The following is a 15,934-nucleotide window of genomic DNA, read 5'->3' as shown; positions in this document are numbered from 1 at the left end:
GGTCACCCCGCGCATGTCGATCAGTCACGCACCGTAATCCTGTGCTGTTCGTCGGCGTTGCCGCCGGCCCCGACCAGGCCCGTGCGCATGCCGGTGAGACGATCCGCGAACCGCCGCATCTCCCGCTGCCCGACGGTCCCGATCACGCCGGGCAGGTACCCGCGCACGCCCTGCATCCCGCGCAGCCACCACTGCCCGTACACATGGCTCGAGCGCCGCTCGATCCCGGCCACGATCCGGTCCACCGCGGGCCCCAGCGGGTACGTCTTGTTCGCCGGCCACGGCAGCCGCTGCCTGAGTTCCCGCATCACCTCGTCCTGGTCGGCCCCGCGCACCATGTCGGTGTCGGTCCAGGAGAGATAGCCGACGCCGACCCGCACCCCCCGGTGTCCGACCTCGGCCCGCAGGCAGTGCGCGTACGCCTCCACACCGGACTTGGAGGCGCAGTACGCGGTCATCATCGGCGCCGGGGTGATCGCGGCGAGCGAGGCGATCTGGAGCAGGTAGCCGCGGCTCGCGATCAGCAGGGGCAGGAACGCGCGGGCGGTGACCGCCGATCCGATCAGGTTGACCTCGACGACCCGCCGCCAGGCCTGCGGATCGGAGTCGGCGAACGGACCGCCGTTGGCCACACCGGCGTTGGCGACCACGATGTCGACCCGCCCGAACCGTTCCCCGACCTCCCCCGCGACCCGGGCCATCGCCTCGTGGTCGGTGACGTCGGCGTGCCAGTGGCCGCTCTCGCCGTGCAGCCGCGCCGAGACCTGCTCGAGCGCGTCCGGCTCCAGTCCGACCAGCGCCACCTTCGCCCCGCGCGCGGAGAGCTTGCGGGCGAGCAACTCCCCCACTCCGCGGGCCGCTCCGGTGACGACGGCGACCTTCCCTTCGAGACTGCCCCTGCTCATGCGGCCACCTCGGCGTTCTCGTGGGGCGCGGCGGTCTTCTTCGCGGGTGCGCGCAGGACGGCGTACTCGGACAGGTCCACGCGCCGGGTCTCGCGCCGGAACTCACCGGTCGTGCCCGGCCAGACGGTGGTGTTGCGGCCGTTCGCGTCCAGGTACCAGCTGGTGCAGCCGCCGGTGTTCCACACCGTGCGCTTCATCCGCTGCTGCACCCGGTGGTTCCAGACGCGGACGGCGCTCCGGCGGGCGTCGAGGGCCACCCGGCCGCCCAGGACGTCGAGTTGGCGGAGGTAGTCGGCGAGGTAGTTCAACTGGGACTCGATCATCAGGATCATCGACGAGTTCCCGAGGCCGGTGTTCGGCCCGATGAGCGTCATCCAATTGGGGAAGCCGGCGGCCGAGGCGCCGCGCAGGGCCTCCATCCCGCCCGTCCACGTCTCGGCGAGGGTCCTGCCCTCCGCGCCGACGACCCGCTCGGCGATGGGCATGTCGGTCACATGGAAACCGGTGCCGAACACGATCGCGTCGACCTCGGCCTCGGTCCCGTCGGCGGCGACGGTCGACCCGCGGATCTCGCTCAACCCGCCGGCGACGACCTCGACGTTGGGCTGGACTATCGCCGGATAGTACGTGCTGGAGAGCAGGATCCGCTTGCATCCGATGCGGTAGTCGGGGGTCAACTTGGCGCGCAGGGCCGGGTCCTTGACGGCGCGCGCCATGTTGCGTCTGGCCAACTGCTCGACGAGGCCGAGCTCGCCCGGGTGCCTGGTGAACGCCTGCACCTGCAGCTCCCTGACCCCCCACAGCAGTCCGCGGCGCAGCCGGGTGGTGAAGGGCAGCGTTCGGTGCAGGGCCCGTTCGGCGCCGCCGATGGCCCGGTCCAGGCGGGGCAGGACCCAGGGCGGGGTGCGCTGGAAGAGGGTGAGCCGGGAGACGAGCGGCTGGATCGACGGCACGATCTGGATCGCCGAGGCGCCCGTGCCGACCATGGCGACCCGCTTGCCGCGCAGGTCGTAGTCGTGGTCCCAGCGGGCGGAGTGGAAGACCTTGCCGGGGAAGGTGTCGAGCCCGGGGATGTCGGGGACCTTGGGTTCGGACAGCGGCCCGGTGGCGGAGACCACGACATCGGCGGTGAGGGTGCCGCTGCCGGTCTCGATCTCCCACCACAGCCGCTCCGCGTCCCACACCATCCGCTTCACCTCCGAGTCGAAGCGGAGGTGCGGGCGCAGGCCGAAGGTGTCGGTGACGCGCTCCAGGTAGGCGCGGATGTGCTCCTGCCCCGAGAAGGAGCGCGGCCAGTCGGGGTTGGGCGCGAAGGAGAACGAGTACAGATGGGACGGCACATCGCACGCGCACCCGGGATAGCTGTTGTCCCGCCAGGTGCCGCCGACGCTGCCGGCCCGCTCCAGGACGACGAAGCCGGTGACCCCCTCGCGCCGCAGCCGCACGGCGGCCCCCAGCCCGCCGAACCCGGACCCCACCACCGCGACCCGTACATGCTCGTGCTCGGCCATCCCGAAGCCTCCCGCCCTCATGCACCACCGAGAACCCTGCCAGTGACCACTGGCGCAATGGAGCGTAGAGCAGTGCCGTACTGATGGGTAGGGTGCGCGCAAGGAAAGTTACCGCCGGTACGCCCTAGGCTGCTGCCGTGGCAGAGGAGAACGCAGGACCCGGTGAGCGGCGCGAGTACCGCATGGAGGAGCTGGCCCGACGGGCCGGCATCACCGTGCGCACGCTGCGGTTCTACCGCGAACGCAAGCTGATCCCACCGCCTCGCCGCGAGGGCCGCATCGCCTGGTACGACGACCGGCACCTGGCCCGGCTGCGGACGATCACGGCACTCCTGGAACGCGGCCACACCCTGAACGGCATAGCGGAACTCGCCGAGGCCTTCGACCACGGCCGCGACGTCGGCGAACTCCTCGGCATGGACACCCCCACCGAGGAGACCCCGGTCCGCCTCACCCCCGAGGAACTCGCCGAGGCCTTCGACCACGGCCGCGACGTCGGCGAACTCCTCGGCATGGACACCCCCACCGAGGAGACCCCGGTCCGCCTCACCCCCGAGGAACTCGCCGACCATTTCACCGGCGAGGTCACCCCGGAGAACCTGGCCGCCGCGATGGACCTCGGCCACCTCGGCACCGACGGCGAGGAGATCTTCCACATCAGCCGCCGCCTGCTGGACGTCTCCTCCGCCCTGGTCCGCGAGGGCATCCCGCTCGCCGAGGTGCTGCGCGCGGGCGGGGAGGTCCGCGCCCACGCCGAGGCCATGGCCGACCTCTTCGCCGAGCTGATCCTCCGCCACGCCCCCGAGGACGCCGTCCCCCGTCTGCGCCCCCTGGCCCGCAGCGTGGTCGACGCCGAACTCTCCCTGGCGATGGACCGCCGCCTGCGCAAGCAGGACTGACGTACGACTCCTAGCGGTCGTAGACCACGGTCACCGGAGCATGGTCCGACCACCGCTCGGCATGAGTGGCGGCCCGCTCTACGTACGCCTTGACCGCCCGCTCGGCGAGCCCGGAGGTCGCGACGTGGTAGTCGATCCTCCAACCTGCGTCATTGTCGAAGGCCCGCCCCCGGTACGACCACCACGAGTACGGCCCGTCGACATCGGGGTGCAGCGTCCGCACGACGTCCACGTACCCGCCCTCGGCCGGATCGAGAACGCGGGAGAGCCACTCCCGTTCCTCCGGCAGGAACCCGGAGTTCTTGGTGTTGCCGCGCCAGTTCTTCAGGTCGGCCTGCTGGTGCGCGATGTTCCAGTCCCCGCACACCACGACCTCCCGGCCGTCGACGGCGGCCCGCTCCCGCAGGCCCTTCAGATAGGCGAGGAACTCCCCCATGAAGCGGAGCTTCTCGTCCTGTCGCTCGGTGCCGACCTCGCCGGAGGGCAGGTAGAGCGAGGCGACGGTGACGCCGGGGAGGTCCACCTCCACGTACCGCCCGCTGTCGTCGAACTCGGCCGACCCGAACCCGACCTGGACGCGATCGGGAGCACGCCGCGTGTACAGCGAGACCCCCGCGCGCCCCTTCGCCGCGGCGGGCGCGTGCACCACATGCCACCCCTCGGGCTCCCGGACGTGCTCGGGCAGCTGCTGCGGCTCCGCGCGCACCTCCTGCAGACACACCACATCGGCGGAGGTCCGCTCCAGCCACTCCACGAAGCCCTTCTTCGCGGCGGCACGCAGTCCGTTGACGTTGACGGAGGTCACAGTGAACATCAGGGCACGATACCGGCACACTGGACGGGTCCCGTTCCGGGCCCGAAAACCGGACCCTCACCCCACCCGGATTGATATACCTTACTGCGCATGAATATCCGCCGCGTCTCCTACGACCACCCCGACGCCGTCAAGCTGAACGACGAGGTCCAGGCCGAGTACCACGTCCGCTACGGCGACGGCGGCGACGCCACCCCCATGGACCCCGCGGACTTCCGCCCGCCGAACGGCATCTACCTGCTCGCCTACGACGAGAACGACACCCCCGTCGCCTCCGGCGGCTGGCGCGTCCAGAACACCAACGGCGAGGGCAACCGCGACGGGGACGCCGAGCTGAAGCGGATGTACGTGACCGAGGGAATGCGCGGCCGGGGTCTGGCCCGCCGCATCCTGGCCGCCCTGGAGGGCGACGCCCGCGCGGCCGGCCGCCTCCGCATGGTCCTGGAGACGGGCACCCAGCAGCCGGAGGCCGTCGCCCTCTACACCTCCAGCGGCTACGAGCCCTGCGAGAAGTTCGGCTACTACCGCTTCCACGAGAGCAGCCTCTGCTACGCCAAGCCGCTGTAGCAGCGCTCGGCACCACCGTTCACCGACCACCCGTCCGCCCCTCCGCCTTCCGGACTTTCCGGCGAGGGCAGGCGTCGGCCTCGGGACTCCGCGACGCGCAGCGCGTCGGCGAGGCACTCGGTGAGGCGGAGCGCGGTGTAGCGGACCTCGACGTTCGGGGTCAGGGGGTCGCCCAACACCCGGCGGGCGGCGCGGAGGACATCCAGCCCGTCCGCGAGTTGCCGGGCCTCCGTCGCGTCGGCGAACCGGGACACGATCCCGCCCTCCTCGCCGGGGACGAGGAAGCAGGGCTTGCCTTCCGGCGACAGCCAGGGCAGCAGCCGGAGCGCGGTGAGCGAGTTCGTCACGCGGCCGCCTTCCGAACGCCGCTGGTGTGCTGGTCGAGGTCGGCACCGAAGCCGGCGGCGAGCAGGAGAACCCGGCGACGGTGCCGCCGACGCGCCTGCTCAGTCGACTCCGTGTTTCGTTGCCGGGCACCGTGCGACGACGCCGGCCATGCGGGCAGCGACCGGGAACTCGCTGACCCGGAACCGAGAGACCGGGGGCGGGTACCTTGCTGAAAACCGTGAGCAGATGGCGAGCAAGTGTCCCTTTCGCGCTCAAACGAGCGGCATATGGACAGTGATGGCCGAAGTGCTCACGGATTTACGACCGCATGGCTCAGCCGAGGCGTCGTACGGGCTCGCCCGCCAGGAACGCCTCGATGTCCTCGACGGCCTGGCCGTAATAGGTGCGGTAGTTGTTCTGCGAGACGTAGCCGAGGTGGGGGGTGGCCAGGAGCCGGGGCGCGGTGCGCAGGGGGTGGTCGGCGGGCAGGGGCTCGACGTCGAACACGTCGACTCCGGCTCCGGCGATCCGTCCCTCCCGTAGCACGGCGAGGAGTGCGTCCTGGTCGACGAGGGCCGCCCGCGAGGTGTTCACCAGGTAGGCGGTCGGCTTGAGCAGGGCCAGTTCGGGCGCGCCGAGCAGCCCGCGGGTCCGGTCGCTCAGGACGAGGTGGAGCGAGACGAAGTCGCTGGTGGCGAGGAGTTCCTCCTTGGAGCCGGCCAGTTGGACGCCGACCTCGTCCGCGCGTTCCTCGGTGAGGTTCCGGCTCCACGCGACCACCTCCATGCCGAAGGCGAGGCCCACCCGGGCCACCCGGCCGCCGATCTTCCCGAGGCCGAGCAGACCGAGACGGCGGCCGTGCAGGTCGGCGCCGACCGTGGACTGCCAGGGGCCGTTCGCGCGCAGCGCGTCGTTCTCGGTGACGATGCCGCGGGCGAGGCCGAGCAGCAGCGCCCACGTCAGCTCGACCGGCGGGGTCGACGTGCTTTCCGTACCGCACACGGTCACTCCGTTGCGCTCGGCGGCCGCGTAGTCGATCACCGAGTTGCGCATGCCGGAGGCGATGAGCAGCTTGAGCCGGGGAAGCCGGTCGAGCAGGGATGCGGGGAAGGGCACCCGCTCCCGAAGGGTCACCACGATGTCGAAGTCCTCGAGCGCGAGGGTCAGTTCGTCCTCGGTGGCGATGTGCTCGGTGAAGCTGACGACCTCCACACGTTCCTGGAGGGGGCTCCAGTCGGCCAGGGTGGTGGCGACGCTCTGGAAGTCGTCGAGCACGGCACAGCGAAGCCGCATGTCGGTCCTTTCCGCGGATTCCACGGTGCGAGCGTCGGCGGCGGCCCGACGAAGGCCGAGCCGACCGGGAATGTATCTCCTGAGGACGTGTCCGGCCGTGCCCTGAGGGCTGCGGCAGCGGCAGGATACCCATTGCGCGGCGGACCGGGTGTACGTGAAGGCTCGTCCCCGGCGTACACCGCGCCGTAAGGCTGCCGAGTGGTCAGTCGATGCGCGCGCAGAGGTCGTCCTGCGTCCCGTACGCCATGTTCACGGTCTTGTGTCCGGTGGAGCTGATGTCCAAGGTGTACACCCCGTCGACGATGTACAGGCCGCGCGGCAGGTTGCCCCGGTCCTCCCCGACGCCGACCAGTACCGGGCCGAGCACGGACCAGTGCTGGGAGCCGTCGGTGCGGTGGTCGACGACGGCTGTGCCGCTCGCGTCCGCGTCGTGGAAGGCACCGGTCCCGGTGTTGGTGACCCGCACGACCAGGTCACCCTTGTACGCGACCCGCTTCGCGGAGCCGTCGGGATGGGTGTCCAGCACGCGCTGCACCACTTCGTCGACGACGGGCTCGCCATGGACGGGGAAGTCGCACCGAACGCCTGCGGCGACGTCCCACGGCGCGGAGGGCGCCGGTTCCCAGCCCCTGCCGGTGCCGGCGGGCGCCGCCGCGGCGGGCACCGCACCCGGGAGCACGGCAGCGGCAAGAGCGAGCAGGACAAAGACGGTTCGGCGCATGGCTTCTCCTCGGTGAGGCTGGTCCGAGTGGGGCGTTCAGGTGATCCGGGCACCAGCCTCGCCCCTGCCGCTGACCAAATCCTCACCGCGTTTCCCGCGTTCCCCACGGGTAGGAAGCCCTTCCGGTTCCGGCTAGGCTGCCCCGAGTCATGGAGTTCCAGCTGCTCGGTCCGTTCCAGGCCTGCCACGAGGGACAGCGGGTGCTGGTGGGCAATCGCCGCCAGGAGCGGTGCCTGCTGTCGATCCTTCTGCTGCACGCGGGCCGTACGGTGACGACCGCACGCCTCATCGACCTGTTGTGGAACGGCGACGCGCCGTCCTCGGCCCGCAGCACCGTCCACACCTACGTCGGCAGGCTGCGCGCCGGCCTCAAGCCGTACGGACTGCACATCGGCACCACACACGACGGCTATGCAGTCGAGCCCGGTCGGCATGTGATCGATGCGCAGGAGTTCGTCCTCCTCGTCCGGCAGGCGGCAGCCACGGGCGATCCCGCGGAGCGGGTGCGCCTCTACGACCAGGCCCTCGGGCTGTGGAGGGGCCCGCTGCTCGCCGATGTGGCCGACGACCGGCTTCGTGACCGGCTCGGCGCCCACATCGGGGAGCTGCGCCTGTCCGCCCTGGAGCAGTGGGCCGAGTCCCAGCTCACCATGGGACGGCATGAGCGGGTCGCGGCGAATCTGATGGTGCCGGCCCAGGAACATCCGGAGCGGGAAAGGCTGGTCGCCGGCCAGATGACCGCGCTGTACCGGAGCGGCCGCCAGGCCGATGCCCTCCAGCTGTACCGCAGCACGCGCCAAGTACTGGTGACCGAATTCGGCATTGAGCCGGGCCCCGCGTTACGGACGCTGCACGACCGCATCCTGCAGAACGATCCCCGGCTGGACCGGCCGCCCGTGCCCGTCTACGCGGTGCAGGTCGGCGGAGAATGGCTGCCGTGGAACACCAGCGGACATCCGGCACTGGAGTTCTGCAACACCTACGCAGGCTGGGGCGGCGCTCGTCCACCGGGCTCGGAGTGGCTGCGCAGCTACGCCACGCTCGCCGTGTGGGCCGGACACATGGACCTGGCGGAGGACCGGATCGTCACCTGGCTGCTCGAACAGGCGCGGCAGCAACCCGAGAAGGCCGTCGCCGCCCTGGACGAGGCCCGGGAATTTCGCGGAAACCTGTACGCCTGCCTGACCGATCCCCACGACGCTCGCGCCTTCAAGGCGGTGGCCGGTGTCGTGGAGGACGCCGCCAAGGTGTCGGTGTTCACCCGCGGCGAGGACGGCCTGGGGCGCTGGCTGACGTCCCGCGCCGCAGGTCTGCGGCTGCCTGTCTGTGCGGCTGCCCGCAGCGCCTCCGAACTGCTCGCGGACCCGCGGCGCTTCACGATCCGTACCTGCCCCAGCGAAGACTGCGGCTGGCTCTTCCTCGACCAGCGCGGGCGACGCACATGGTGCAGCCTGGCGACCTGCGGCAGCAGGAAGCCGACGGGCAGCAGGTGCGTGACTGCTGAACTTGCTTGATACGCCCCCGTTTTCGCCGCCGTACCGCCCAGAACACCCCACGCACCCATCGGATCGTCCGGGATCTCGTGAATGCTGCACAGCACCCGTCTTGAGTCGCGTAACCGGATCCGGGCAGCCGGGGCATATGCGCCACCAGTCCACGCTGCGCGCGGAGTTCGCTTACCTGTCAGGTCATCGTCCCCGGCGCCTCGGCGTGCCAAGCTCCCGGTGTACGGAGTTCGACCGACCGGAAGGACACCATGCCCGCCTACGTCATAGCTCACCTGCAAGAGGCCGCTCCGCACCCGGAGATCGTCGAGTACATCGAGCGCATCCCCGCCACCTTCGAGCCGTACAGCGGACGCTTCCTCGTGCACGCCACGCAGCACGAGGTGAAGGAGGGCAGCTGGCCCGGGCACGTCGTGATGATCGGCTTCCCCGGGGTCGCCGAGGCACGGGCCTGGTGGGACTCACCCGCGTACCGGGAGATCGCACCGCTGCGCTCGCGGCACATCGAGGGCGACATCATCCTGGTCGAAGGCGTGCCCGAGGGCTACGAACCGACCGGCGTCGCAAAGGCGATGCGGGAAGCCCTTCCGGCCGATGAGCCCCGCAAGCTTCCGACAGGGTGGGATCGTCCACTCGGACAGGCCGTGCGCCCCTCTTTCGGGTGATGGCGGGGGCAAGAGTTTCAAAGTAGTTTCAAAGTCATGGGTACCGAGAGCGCCGCCGTGAACTTCTCCGAGCTGGTGAACAAGAACAAGCAGACGCTTGCCCGGCTCCAGGAATCGCCGAGACTGCTCTTGCACCGCAGAGACGGCGAGGATCTGGTCCTCACCACTGCGGCGCGGGCCGAGCAGGACCAGACCGTGGTGTCGGCAGCCACCCGGATGCTGGCCGCGATGGCGCGCCGGGAGCCCGGCAGCATGGAGCTGCTCCTGGACATACTGCCGGACGCCTTCCCCTGGGTCCGCTTCCTGCCCGAGACCGACATGCACGCCTTCGCCGTCGAACTGGTCGACACCATGCGTGCCGCCGATTCGCTCGGCAACAGTGCGTCCGTCGCCCAACTGCTCACCGCCTGGCAGCACACCGCGGAGATCCACTCCGACCCTGAGCTGCTGGCCGCGCTGACCACAGACCACGGCGAGGACTACGGGCCCGTACCCGACCCGAGGGATGCCGCGTGACAGCGGGCCGCGGCGACCGAGCCGCTCCTCCGGCGCCGGAGGGGCACCGGGAAGTCCGCTTCGCCGACGCCGCCTCGGCCAAGGGCTGGGAGAGCCTCACCCGGCAGGCCCGCGAGAACACTTACCGCGCCTGGGTCACCATGCGTACCGCGCCCAAGCCGACCACGGAGACGCCCCGGCACCACCGGCTCAAGGGCAGTCTGGCGCATGGCACCCACCGCGGGCAGACCTGCGAACAGTGGCAGATCGAGGTCACCGGTGGAGGCCGCATCTGGTACCTCGTCGACACCGCACGGGCGACCTGCTGGATCACCTTCGCAAGCACCGGACATCCGCGGGCAACGGATCGCTGACGAGAACGGCGTGACGCCCGCCACAGGACCAGGAGGGCCGCTCGCGTCGACGCGAAGAAGCCCCCACCGGTTTCCCGGTGGGGGCTTTCAGCTGCGGTGGACCTGTGGGGATTTGAACCCCAGACCCCCTCGATGCGAACGAGGTGCGCTACCAGACTGCGCCACAGGCCCTTGCAACGAGTGAAACCTTAGCACCCCGATCGGGGTGCTCGGAAATCCGTTGCCGGCGGGGGGTCGGCTGCGGGTTTTCCAAGGTCATTCGTTGACGGCCCGGGGGCGGTCGCCGTCCTCGTACTGGTCGAACAGCGGGGTGCGGCCACGCTCGCGGGCACGGCGGGCGGAGGCCGCGCGGAGGGCGTCATTGCGCCCGTCGGCGCCGGCATGCTCCTCCGCACCGGCCCGGTCCCCTTCCGGAGCCGTGTCGTCGGCGGAGCCGGCCGTCCCCTCCGGGCCCGGGGCCACGGCGCTCGAACGCGCCGAGCTCCAGGTGTCCGCGGCGCCGAGGTCCACGTCGCTGGTGGCGCGCGGGGCGACCGGGGCGGTCACGTACGTGGGCAGTGGCACCGGGACCGGGTCCCAACTGTCGCCGCCCTGGCCGGGCCGCTGCCGGCGCTCCCGCTGCTGGTCGACCCACTCGGCGTGGTCGGTCTGCTCGACGAGCGCGCGCCGGTCGGCGGCGAGCGCCAGGAGGCCGGGGTCGGTCTCCGGACCCGGTTCGACGTCGGGGTCGAGGCTCGGCGCGGGTCCCTCCGGTTCGTCGGGATCGATGTCGTCGACGGACGGGCGGCGGCGCGGCTGGCGCTCCCGCAACCGCTGCGCCGCGACCTCGGCCTGACGGCGGTCCATCTGGTACGCGAAACGGCGGCGTTCCTGGGAGCGCAGGTAGGCGATGTAGACGCTCAGCAGCACCGCGGGCACTCCGGGCGCCCACAGGAAGGCGAGCCCGCCGACCGCGGCGACGACCGCGCCGAGCGTGAAGGCGAGGAAGAGCATCGTGGTGGTGCGCCGGCGTCGGGCGAGCACCCTCGAGCGCCGGGCGCGCGCCGCGGCGGCCTGCGCCGACGGAGACGGCTGGGGCTGCTGGGACGGCTGGGAGGAAGCGACGGCCTGCGACGGCGGGGTCTGCTGGGCCGGGAGCGCGGGCTGCGCCCTTCGCGGGGGCGCTCCGCGCCGGGCGGGCGGGACGCGCTCGCGCGGGGGGCGTCCGGTCGGCTCGTCGGGGGCCGGTTCGGGCACCGCCCCCCGTTCCGGCCGCTGCGCGGGGTGCGGCCGTACGGGCGCCTGCACCTGCTGCGGACGGGTCTGGGACACGGCGAAGGCCCGGACGTCCACCGAATCGGTGACCGCGTCCGGGTCGTGGACGCCCTGCTCCCCCTCGTCGGCGGAGCGCGCCCGCAGGTCCTTGGCGTACCGGCGCTCCATTCCCGCCCGTCCGGACAACAATCGGATGGCGGTGCTGAAGCGTTCCGTCGGACGGGCCTCGTTCAGCTCGTCCTGCCTACGGAGCCACATCGGCACCAAGTAGGCGGCCCAGGCCCCGACAATGACTGCGTAGATGAGGCCGCTGCTGCTCACGCCTCACACGGTAGAGGGGTTTAGGTGAGGCCATCCGCCAATTGAGCCGGTGTGTCGCACGATCCGGCTGATATTTCGAACTTTTTTTGCGAACGATGCGATCAGCTGGCACCTAAGCCGGGAATTTTCCCATCTTCAGACGGTCATCACGCGATCAAATTCGAACATTTATTCAATTATTTGGGCGGTGCGAGATTCCGGGATTACGCCGCCCGTCTCCGAAGCGCTCGTCACCGGCTCGCTCCTCACCGGGCTGCCCGTCCCCGCCCGGCCGCTCGTTCCGGGAGCGTGCCCGTTGCCAGCGCCCGAGCAGCCCCTCGGGCACTTCCTCCGCCGTGAGCGCGAAGACGAGATGGTCGCGCCAGGCGCCGTCGATGTGCAGATACCGCGGGCGCAGCCCCTCCTCGCGGAATCCGAGTTTCTCCACGACCCGGCGGCTGGGCCCGTTCTCGGGGCGAATGCACACCTCGACGCGGTGCAGTCCGACGGTACGGAAACAGTGGTCCACGGCCATCGCCACGGCCGTCGGCATCACCCCGCGGCCGGCCACCGCCTCGTCGACCCAGTAGCCGACGTGCCCCGAGCACATCGAGCCCCAGGTGATCCCGGCGACCGTCAACTGGCCGACCAGGCGCCCCTGGTACTCGATGACGAACGGCAGCATCCGCCCCGCGTGCGCCTCCGCCCTCAGGTGACGGACCATCTGGCGGTAGGTCGGCCGGTGCACGATCGGACCGGACGGGGTGGGCGGCGGGATCGTCGCCTCCCAGGGGCGCAGCCAGTCGCGGTTGCGCCGGTTGACCTCGCGCCAGGCCCGCTGGTCGCGCAGCTTTATCGGCCGGAGGACGACGTCGCCGACCACCAGCTCCACGGGCCAGGATGAACCGTTCAGCTCGCACCCCCGCCACTGGTGCCGGTTCTGGGGTGGTCGCCGCCGCGCAGTTGGTCGACCGCGTGCTTCAGCAGCGGTTCCAGGACGGCCAGACCGTCCTTCACCCCGCCGCTGGACCCGGGCAGGTTGACGATCAGTGTCCGGCCCGCGACGCCCGCGAGGCCCCGGGAGAGGGCCGCCGTGGACACCTTGTCCCGGCCGTACGCCCGGATGGCCTCCGCGATGCCGGGCACCTCGTGGTCGAGCACCGCGCGGGTCGCCTCGGGGGTGCGGTCGGTGGGCGAGACGCCGGTGCCGCCGGTGGTCACGACGACGTCGTACCCGGCCTCGGCGCCCGCGCGCAGCGCGGCCTCCACGGGGTCGCCGTCCGGAACCACCTGCGGGCCGTCGACGGCGAAGCCGAAGCGCCGCAGACCCTCGGCGAGCAGGGGGCCGCCCGTGTCCTGGTAGACGCCTGCGGCGGCCCGGTTGGAGGCGGTGACCACCAGGGCGCTGTACGGCGCGAGAAGTGCGCCGCCGACGGATGCGTCCAGTGTCATGCCCTGCTCCAGTCGCCCGACTTGCCGCCCGTCTTCTCCTCCACCCGCACGTCCGTGATGACCGCCTTCTTGTCGACCGCCTTGACCATGTCGACCACGGTGAGCGCGGCGACGGAGACCGCGGTGAGCGCCTCCATCTCCACGCCCGTGCGGTCCGTCGTCCTCACCGTGGCCGTGATCTCCACGGCGTCGTCCGCGACCGACAGGTCCAGTTTCACACCGGACACCGCCAAGGGGTGGCACAGCGGAATCAGGTCGGGGGTGCGTTTGGCGCCCATGATGCCCGCGATCCGCGCGGTGGCGAGGGCGTCGCCCTTGGGGACGCCCTCGCCGCGCAGCAGTTCGATCACGCGGGGCGAGACCAGGACGCGGCCGGTGGCGCGGGCGGCGCGCGCGGTGACGTCCTTGCCGGACACGTCGACCATCCGGGCGGCGCCCGCCTCGTCGATGTGCGTCAGACGGCGCTGGTCGGGGTGTCCGGGGGTCTCCCCCCGGGAAGGCACGGTCATGATCGTGTGGCGCTCCCGGTCCGGGCCCGCCGCCGGTGCGGCGCGCGGGCCTGCTGTGCGCGACACGGTACCGCCAACCGGTGGAGCTCAGCCGAGCAGGACCACCTCGACCTCGGTGCCGGGCGCGACGGACTCGACGTCCTCGGGGACGACGATCAGCGCGTTCGCCTGGGCGAGGGCGGCCACCAGGTGGGATCCGGCGCCGCCGACCGGGGTCACCTCGCCGTCGGCGTACCGGCCGCGCAGGAACTGGCGCCGGCCCTTCGGCGAGGTCAGCGGCCCGTCCGCGGTCAGGGTCGCGCGGGCTCTCGGCCGGTGGACGTCCGTGAGGCCCATCAGGGTGCGGATGGCGGGACGCACGAACAGCTCGAAGGAGACGTACGAGGAGACCGGGTTGCCGGGGAGGGCCAGCAGCGGGGTGTGGTCGGGACCGATGGAGCCGAAGCCCTGGGGCTTGCCGGGCTGCATGGCGAGCTTGCGGAAGTCGATGCCGCTGCCCGGCTCGTCCTCGTCGCCCACGGACGACAGCGCCTCCTTGACGACGTCGTACGCCCCGACGCTCACCCCACCGGTGGTGACCATCAGGTCGGCGCGCACCAGCTGGTCCTCGATGGTGTCGCGGAGGGTGTCGGCGTCGTCCGCGACGGCGCCCACGCGGTAGGCGATGGCGCCGGCGTCCCGGGCGCAGGCGGTGAGGGAGAAGCTGTTGGAGTCGTAGATCTGACCGGCGCTCAGCTCCTCGTCGGGCTGGACGAGTTCGCTGCCGGTGGACATCACCACCACACGCGGGCGCGGGTGCACGCGCACCGTGCCACGGCCGATCGCGGCCAGCAGGGAGATCTGCGGCGGGCCGAGGACGGTCCCGGCCGTCAGGGCGCGGTCACCGGCCCGTACGTCGCTGCCCTCGGCGCGCACATGCGCGCGGGCCCGAGCCGGGCGGTGGACGAGCACCTGCCCGGTGGCGCCCTCGGGGGCCAGGCTGCGGGCCCGCATCCCGGTGACCGGGCCCTCGCCGAGCCCGCCGTCGGTCCACTCGACGGGGACGACGGCCTCGGCGCCGGGCGGGATCGGGGCCCCGGTCATGATCCGTGCCGCCTGGCCGGGGCCGACCCGGAACAGGTCGGACTGGCCGGCCGCGACGTCACCGACGACCTCGAGGGCGGCCGGGTACTGCTCGCTCGCGCCCGCGACGTCCGCGACCCGTACCGCGTACCCGTCCATGGAGCTGTTGTCGAACGGCGGCAGCGACACCGGCACCGTGACGTCCTCGACCAGGACGCAGCCCTGGGCGTCGAGGAGGTTCAGCTCGATGGGTTCCAGGGGGCGGACGGTGGCGAGGATGTCGTCCAGGTGCTCGTCCACCGACCAGAGATGGTCCGGGCCTGCGGTGCGGGGCGCGGCGGTGCTCAACTTTCCTGCATCTCCTCGGTGACGTAACGGCGAAGCCAGGTCCGGAAGTCCGGGCCCAGGTCTTCACGTTCGCACGCGAGTCGGACAATGGCACGCAGGTAGTCGCCTCGGTCGCCGGTGTCATAGCGGCGGCCCTTGAAGACCACGCCGTGCACCGGGCCGCCGACCTTCTCGTCCGCGGCCAGCTGCTGGAGGGCGTCGGTGAGCTGGATCTCGCCGCCGCGGCCCGGCTCGGTCTTGCGCAGTACGTCGAAGACGGCCGGGTCGAGGACGTAGCGGCCGATGACGGCGTAGTTGGAGGGCGCTTCGGCCGGTTCGGGCTTCTCGACCAGGCCGCTGACCCGGACCACGTCGGAGTCGGCGGTGGTCTCGACGGCGGCGGAGCCGTAGAGGTGGATCTGCTCCGGGGTGACCTCCATGAGCGCGATGACGCTGCCGCCGTGCTGCTCCTGGACCTCGATCATGCGCTGGAGCAGGCAGTCCCGCGGGTCGATCAGGTCGTCGCCGAGAAGGACGGCGAAGGCTTCGTCGCCGACGTGCGGGGCGGCGCACAGGACGGCGTGGCCGAGCCCTTTGGGGTCGCCCTGGCGGACGTAGTGCATGGTCGCGAGGTCGCTGGATTCCTGGACCTTGGTGAGGCGGGCGGCGTCACCCTTCTTGTCGAGTGCCGACTCCAGTTCGTAATTGCGGTCGAAGTGGTCTTCCAGGGGGCGCTTGTTGCGGCCCGTCACCATGAGGACGTCGTCGAGACCGGCGGCTGCGGCCTCTTCGACCACGTACTGGATCGCCGGCTTGTCGACGACCGGCAGCATCTCCTTGGGAGTGGCCTTGGTGGCCGGGAGGAACCGGGTGCCGAGGCCTGCTGCGGGGATGACAGCCTTGCTGATCCGAGGGTGCGACTGAATCATGCCCGTAACCATATCCGGTGCCTTT

At 71.4% G+C, this 15,934-nt stretch carries 18 protein-coding genes and 1 tRNA gene; 6 read left to right on the top strand and 13 right to left on the bottom strand.

Annotated elements, in window-relative coordinates; all coding sequences use genetic code 11:
* Positions 1-20 precede the first annotated feature (20 nt).
* Together JL475_RS16530 and JL475_RS16525 are read right to left on the bottom strand one after the other, a co-directional pair.
* Positions 21-905 (bottom strand): SDR family oxidoreductase, encoded by an 885-nt coding sequence (locus tag JL475_RS16530; protein ID WP_202278469.1) that lies wholly within the window; start codon positions 903-905, stop codon positions 21-23.
* Positions 902-2,416 (bottom strand): NAD(P)/FAD-dependent oxidoreductase, encoded by a 1,515-nt coding sequence (locus JL475_RS16525; protein WP_202278468.1) that lies wholly within the window; start codon positions 2,414-2,416, stop codon positions 902-904. The genes JL475_RS16530 and JL475_RS16525 overlap by 4 nt, the downstream gene beginning before the upstream one ends.
* 182 nt (positions 2,417-2,598) lie before the next feature.
* Between JL475_RS16525 and JL475_RS16520 the strand changes: the two genes are divergently transcribed.
* Positions 2,599-3,315 (top strand): MerR family transcriptional regulator, encoded by a 717-nt coding sequence (locus tag JL475_RS16520; RefSeq protein WP_202278529.1) that lies wholly within the window; start codon positions 2,599-2,601, stop codon positions 3,313-3,315.
* A gap of 10 nt (positions 3,316-3,325) precedes the next feature.
* Here JL475_RS16520 and JL475_RS16515 read toward each other — a convergent pair whose 3' ends face one another.
* Positions 3,326-4,129, bottom strand: coding sequence for an exodeoxyribonuclease III (locus JL475_RS16515; RefSeq protein ID WP_202278467.1), 804 nt, complete (start codon positions 4,127-4,129; stop codon positions 3,326-3,328).
* 90 nt (positions 4,130-4,219) lie between these two features.
* On the opposite strand from JL475_RS16515, the gene JL475_RS16510 reads away from it, so the two are divergent.
* Entirely contained in the window at positions 4,220-4,696 is a 477-nt protein-coding gene (locus tag JL475_RS16510) for a GNAT family N-acetyltransferase (RefSeq protein ID WP_202278466.1), read from the top strand.
* Here JL475_RS16510 and JL475_RS16505 read toward each other — a convergent pair.
* From JL475_RS16505 to JL475_RS16495, 3 genes are all read right to left on the bottom strand, one after another.
* Complete coding sequence (locus tag JL475_RS16505; RefSeq protein ID WP_202278465.1) at positions 4,678-5,043, bottom strand: hypothetical protein; 366 nt, start codon at positions 5,041-5,043, stop codon at positions 4,678-4,680. The genes JL475_RS16510 and JL475_RS16505 overlap by 19 nt on opposite strands.
* A gap of 313 nt (positions 5,044-5,356) precedes the next feature.
* Positions 5,357-6,316: a D-2-hydroxyacid dehydrogenase family protein gene (locus tag JL475_RS16500; protein WP_202278464.1), complete on the bottom strand. Its 960-nt coding sequence runs from the start codon at positions 6,314-6,316 to the stop codon at positions 5,357-5,359.
* 202 nt (positions 6,317-6,518) lie between these two features.
* Positions 6,519-7,037: a hypothetical protein gene (locus JL475_RS16495; protein WP_202278463.1), complete on the bottom strand. Its 519-nt coding sequence runs from the start codon at positions 7,035-7,037 to the stop codon at positions 6,519-6,521.
* A gap of 149 nt (positions 7,038-7,186) precedes the next feature.
* On the opposite strand from JL475_RS16495, the gene JL475_RS16490 reads away from it, so the two are divergent.
* The 4 genes from JL475_RS16490 to JL475_RS16475 all read left to right on the top strand — a co-directional run bounded on the left by JL475_RS16490 (position 7,187) and on the right by JL475_RS16475 (position 10,076).
* Positions 7,187-8,551, top strand: a complete 1,365-nt coding sequence (locus tag JL475_RS16490; RefSeq protein ID WP_202278462.1) for a BTAD domain-containing putative transcriptional regulator — start codon at positions 7,187-7,189, stop codon at positions 8,549-8,551.
* 242 nt (positions 8,552-8,793) lie between these two features.
* Positions 8,794-9,207 carry a DUF1330 domain-containing protein gene (locus JL475_RS16485; RefSeq protein WP_202278461.1) on the top strand — a complete coding sequence of 138 codons (414 nt, stop codon included), beginning with the start codon at positions 8,794-8,796 and terminating at the stop codon, positions 9,205-9,207.
* A 36-nt stretch (positions 9,208-9,243) separates the two neighbouring features.
* Positions 9,244-9,723, top strand: a complete 480-nt coding sequence (locus JL475_RS16480; RefSeq protein WP_202278460.1) for a hypothetical protein — start codon at positions 9,244-9,246, stop codon at positions 9,721-9,723.
* Entirely contained in the window at positions 9,720-10,076 is a 357-nt protein-coding gene (locus tag JL475_RS16475; protein WP_202278459.1) for a hypothetical protein, read from the top strand. Before JL475_RS16480 ends, JL475_RS16475 begins: the two co-directional genes overlap by 4 nt.
* A gap of 97 nt (positions 10,077-10,173) precedes the next feature.
* Here JL475_RS16475 and JL475_RS16470 read toward each other — a convergent pair.
* The 7 genes from JL475_RS16470 to galU all read right to left on the bottom strand — a co-directional run bounded on the left by JL475_RS16470 (position 10,174) and on the right by galU (position 15,909).
* Positions 10,174-10,247 (bottom strand) — tRNA-Ala (locus tag JL475_RS16470).
* A gap of 84 nt (positions 10,248-10,331) precedes the next feature.
* Complete coding sequence (gene glpR / locus JL475_RS16465) at positions 10,332-11,651, bottom strand: gephyrin-like molybdotransferase receptor GlpR (RefSeq protein ID WP_202278458.1); 1,320 nt, start codon at positions 11,649-11,651, stop codon at positions 10,332-10,334.
* Positions 11,652-11,823: 172 nt separating this feature from the next.
* Positions 11,824-12,522 (bottom strand): GNAT family N-acetyltransferase, encoded by a 699-nt coding sequence (locus tag JL475_RS16460; RefSeq protein WP_202278457.1) that lies wholly within the window; start codon positions 12,520-12,522, stop codon positions 11,824-11,826.
* A gap of 17 nt (positions 12,523-12,539) precedes the next feature.
* On the bottom strand, positions 12,540-13,082 hold the full coding sequence (locus JL475_RS16455; RefSeq protein WP_202278456.1) for a molybdenum cofactor biosynthesis protein B: 543 nt from the start codon (positions 13,080-13,082) through the stop codon (positions 12,540-12,542).
* Positions 13,079-13,591, bottom strand: a complete 513-nt coding sequence (gene moaC / locus JL475_RS16450) for a cyclic pyranopterin monophosphate synthase MoaC (protein WP_202278455.1) — start codon at positions 13,589-13,591, stop codon at positions 13,079-13,081. The genes JL475_RS16455 and moaC overlap by 4 nt, the downstream gene beginning before the upstream one ends.
* An 87-nt stretch (positions 13,592-13,678) precedes the next feature.
* On the bottom strand, positions 13,679-15,001 hold the full coding sequence (glp, locus tag JL475_RS16445; RefSeq protein ID WP_202278454.1) for a gephyrin-like molybdotransferase Glp: 1,323 nt from the start codon (positions 14,999-15,001) through the stop codon (positions 13,679-13,681).
* Positions 14,998-15,909: a UTP--glucose-1-phosphate uridylyltransferase GalU gene (galU, locus tag JL475_RS16440; RefSeq protein ID WP_202278453.1), complete on the bottom strand. Its 912-nt coding sequence runs from the start codon at positions 15,907-15,909 to the stop codon at positions 14,998-15,000. Before galU ends, glp begins: the two co-directional genes overlap by 4 nt.
* Between the last annotated feature and the right edge of the window lie 25 nt (positions 15,910-15,934).

Origin of the sequence: Streptomyces sp. M2CJ-2, assembly GCF_016757295.1 — a bacterium.
GTDB lineage: Bacteria > Actinomycetota > Actinomycetes > Streptomycetales > Streptomycetaceae > Streptomyces.
The sequence above is the reverse complement of the archived record's forward strand: the minus strand, read 5'-3'. Positions and strand labels throughout refer to the sequence as shown.

Excerpts from the sequence above, each read along its gene's own strand:
- JL475_RS16530 (WP_202278469.1), bottom strand. The coding sequence starts at position 905 with ATGAGCAGGGGCAGTCTCGAAGGGAAGGTCGCCGTCGTCACCGGAGCG.
- JL475_RS16510 (WP_202278466.1), top strand. The coding sequence starts at position 4,220 with ATGAATATCCGCCGCGTCTCCTACGACCACCCCGACGCCGTCAAGCTG.
- JL475_RS16515 (WP_202278467.1), bottom strand. The coding sequence starts at position 4,129 with ATGTTCACTGTGACCTCCGTCAACGTCAACGGACTGCGTGCCGCCGCG.
- JL475_RS16520 (WP_202278529.1), top strand. The coding sequence starts at position 2,599 with ATGGAGGAGCTGGCCCGACGGGCCGGCATCACCGTGCGCACGCTGCGG.
- JL475_RS16500 (WP_202278464.1), bottom strand. The coding sequence starts at position 6,316 with ATGCGGCTTCGCTGTGCCGTGCTCGACGACTTCCAGAGCGTCGCCACC.
- JL475_RS16495 (WP_202278463.1), bottom strand. The coding sequence starts at position 7,037 with ATGCGCCGAACCGTCTTTGTCCTGCTCGCTCTTGCCGCTGCCGTGCTC.
- JL475_RS16455 (WP_202278456.1), bottom strand. The coding sequence starts at position 13,082 with ATGACACTGGACGCATCCGTCGGCGGCGCACTTCTCGCGCCGTACAGC.
- JL475_RS16485 (WP_202278461.1), top strand. The coding sequence starts at position 8,794 with ATGCCCGCCTACGTCATAGCTCACCTGCAAGAGGCCGCTCCGCACCCG.
- JL475_RS16525 (WP_202278468.1), bottom strand. The coding sequence starts at position 2,416 with ATGGCCGAGCACGAGCATGTACGGGTCGCGGTGGTGGGGTCCGGGTTC.
- galU (WP_202278453.1), bottom strand. The coding sequence starts at position 15,909 with ATGATTCAGTCGCACCCTCGGATCAGCAAGGCTGTCATCCCCGCAGCA.
- JL475_RS16480 (WP_202278460.1), top strand. The coding sequence starts at position 9,244 with ATGGGTACCGAGAGCGCCGCCGTGAACTTCTCCGAGCTGGTGAACAAG.
- moaC (WP_202278455.1), bottom strand. The coding sequence starts at position 13,591 with ATGACCGTGCCTTCCCGGGGGGAGACCCCCGGACACCCCGACCAGCGC.
- JL475_RS16490 (WP_202278462.1), top strand. The coding sequence starts at position 7,187 with ATGGAGTTCCAGCTGCTCGGTCCGTTCCAGGCCTGCCACGAGGGACAG.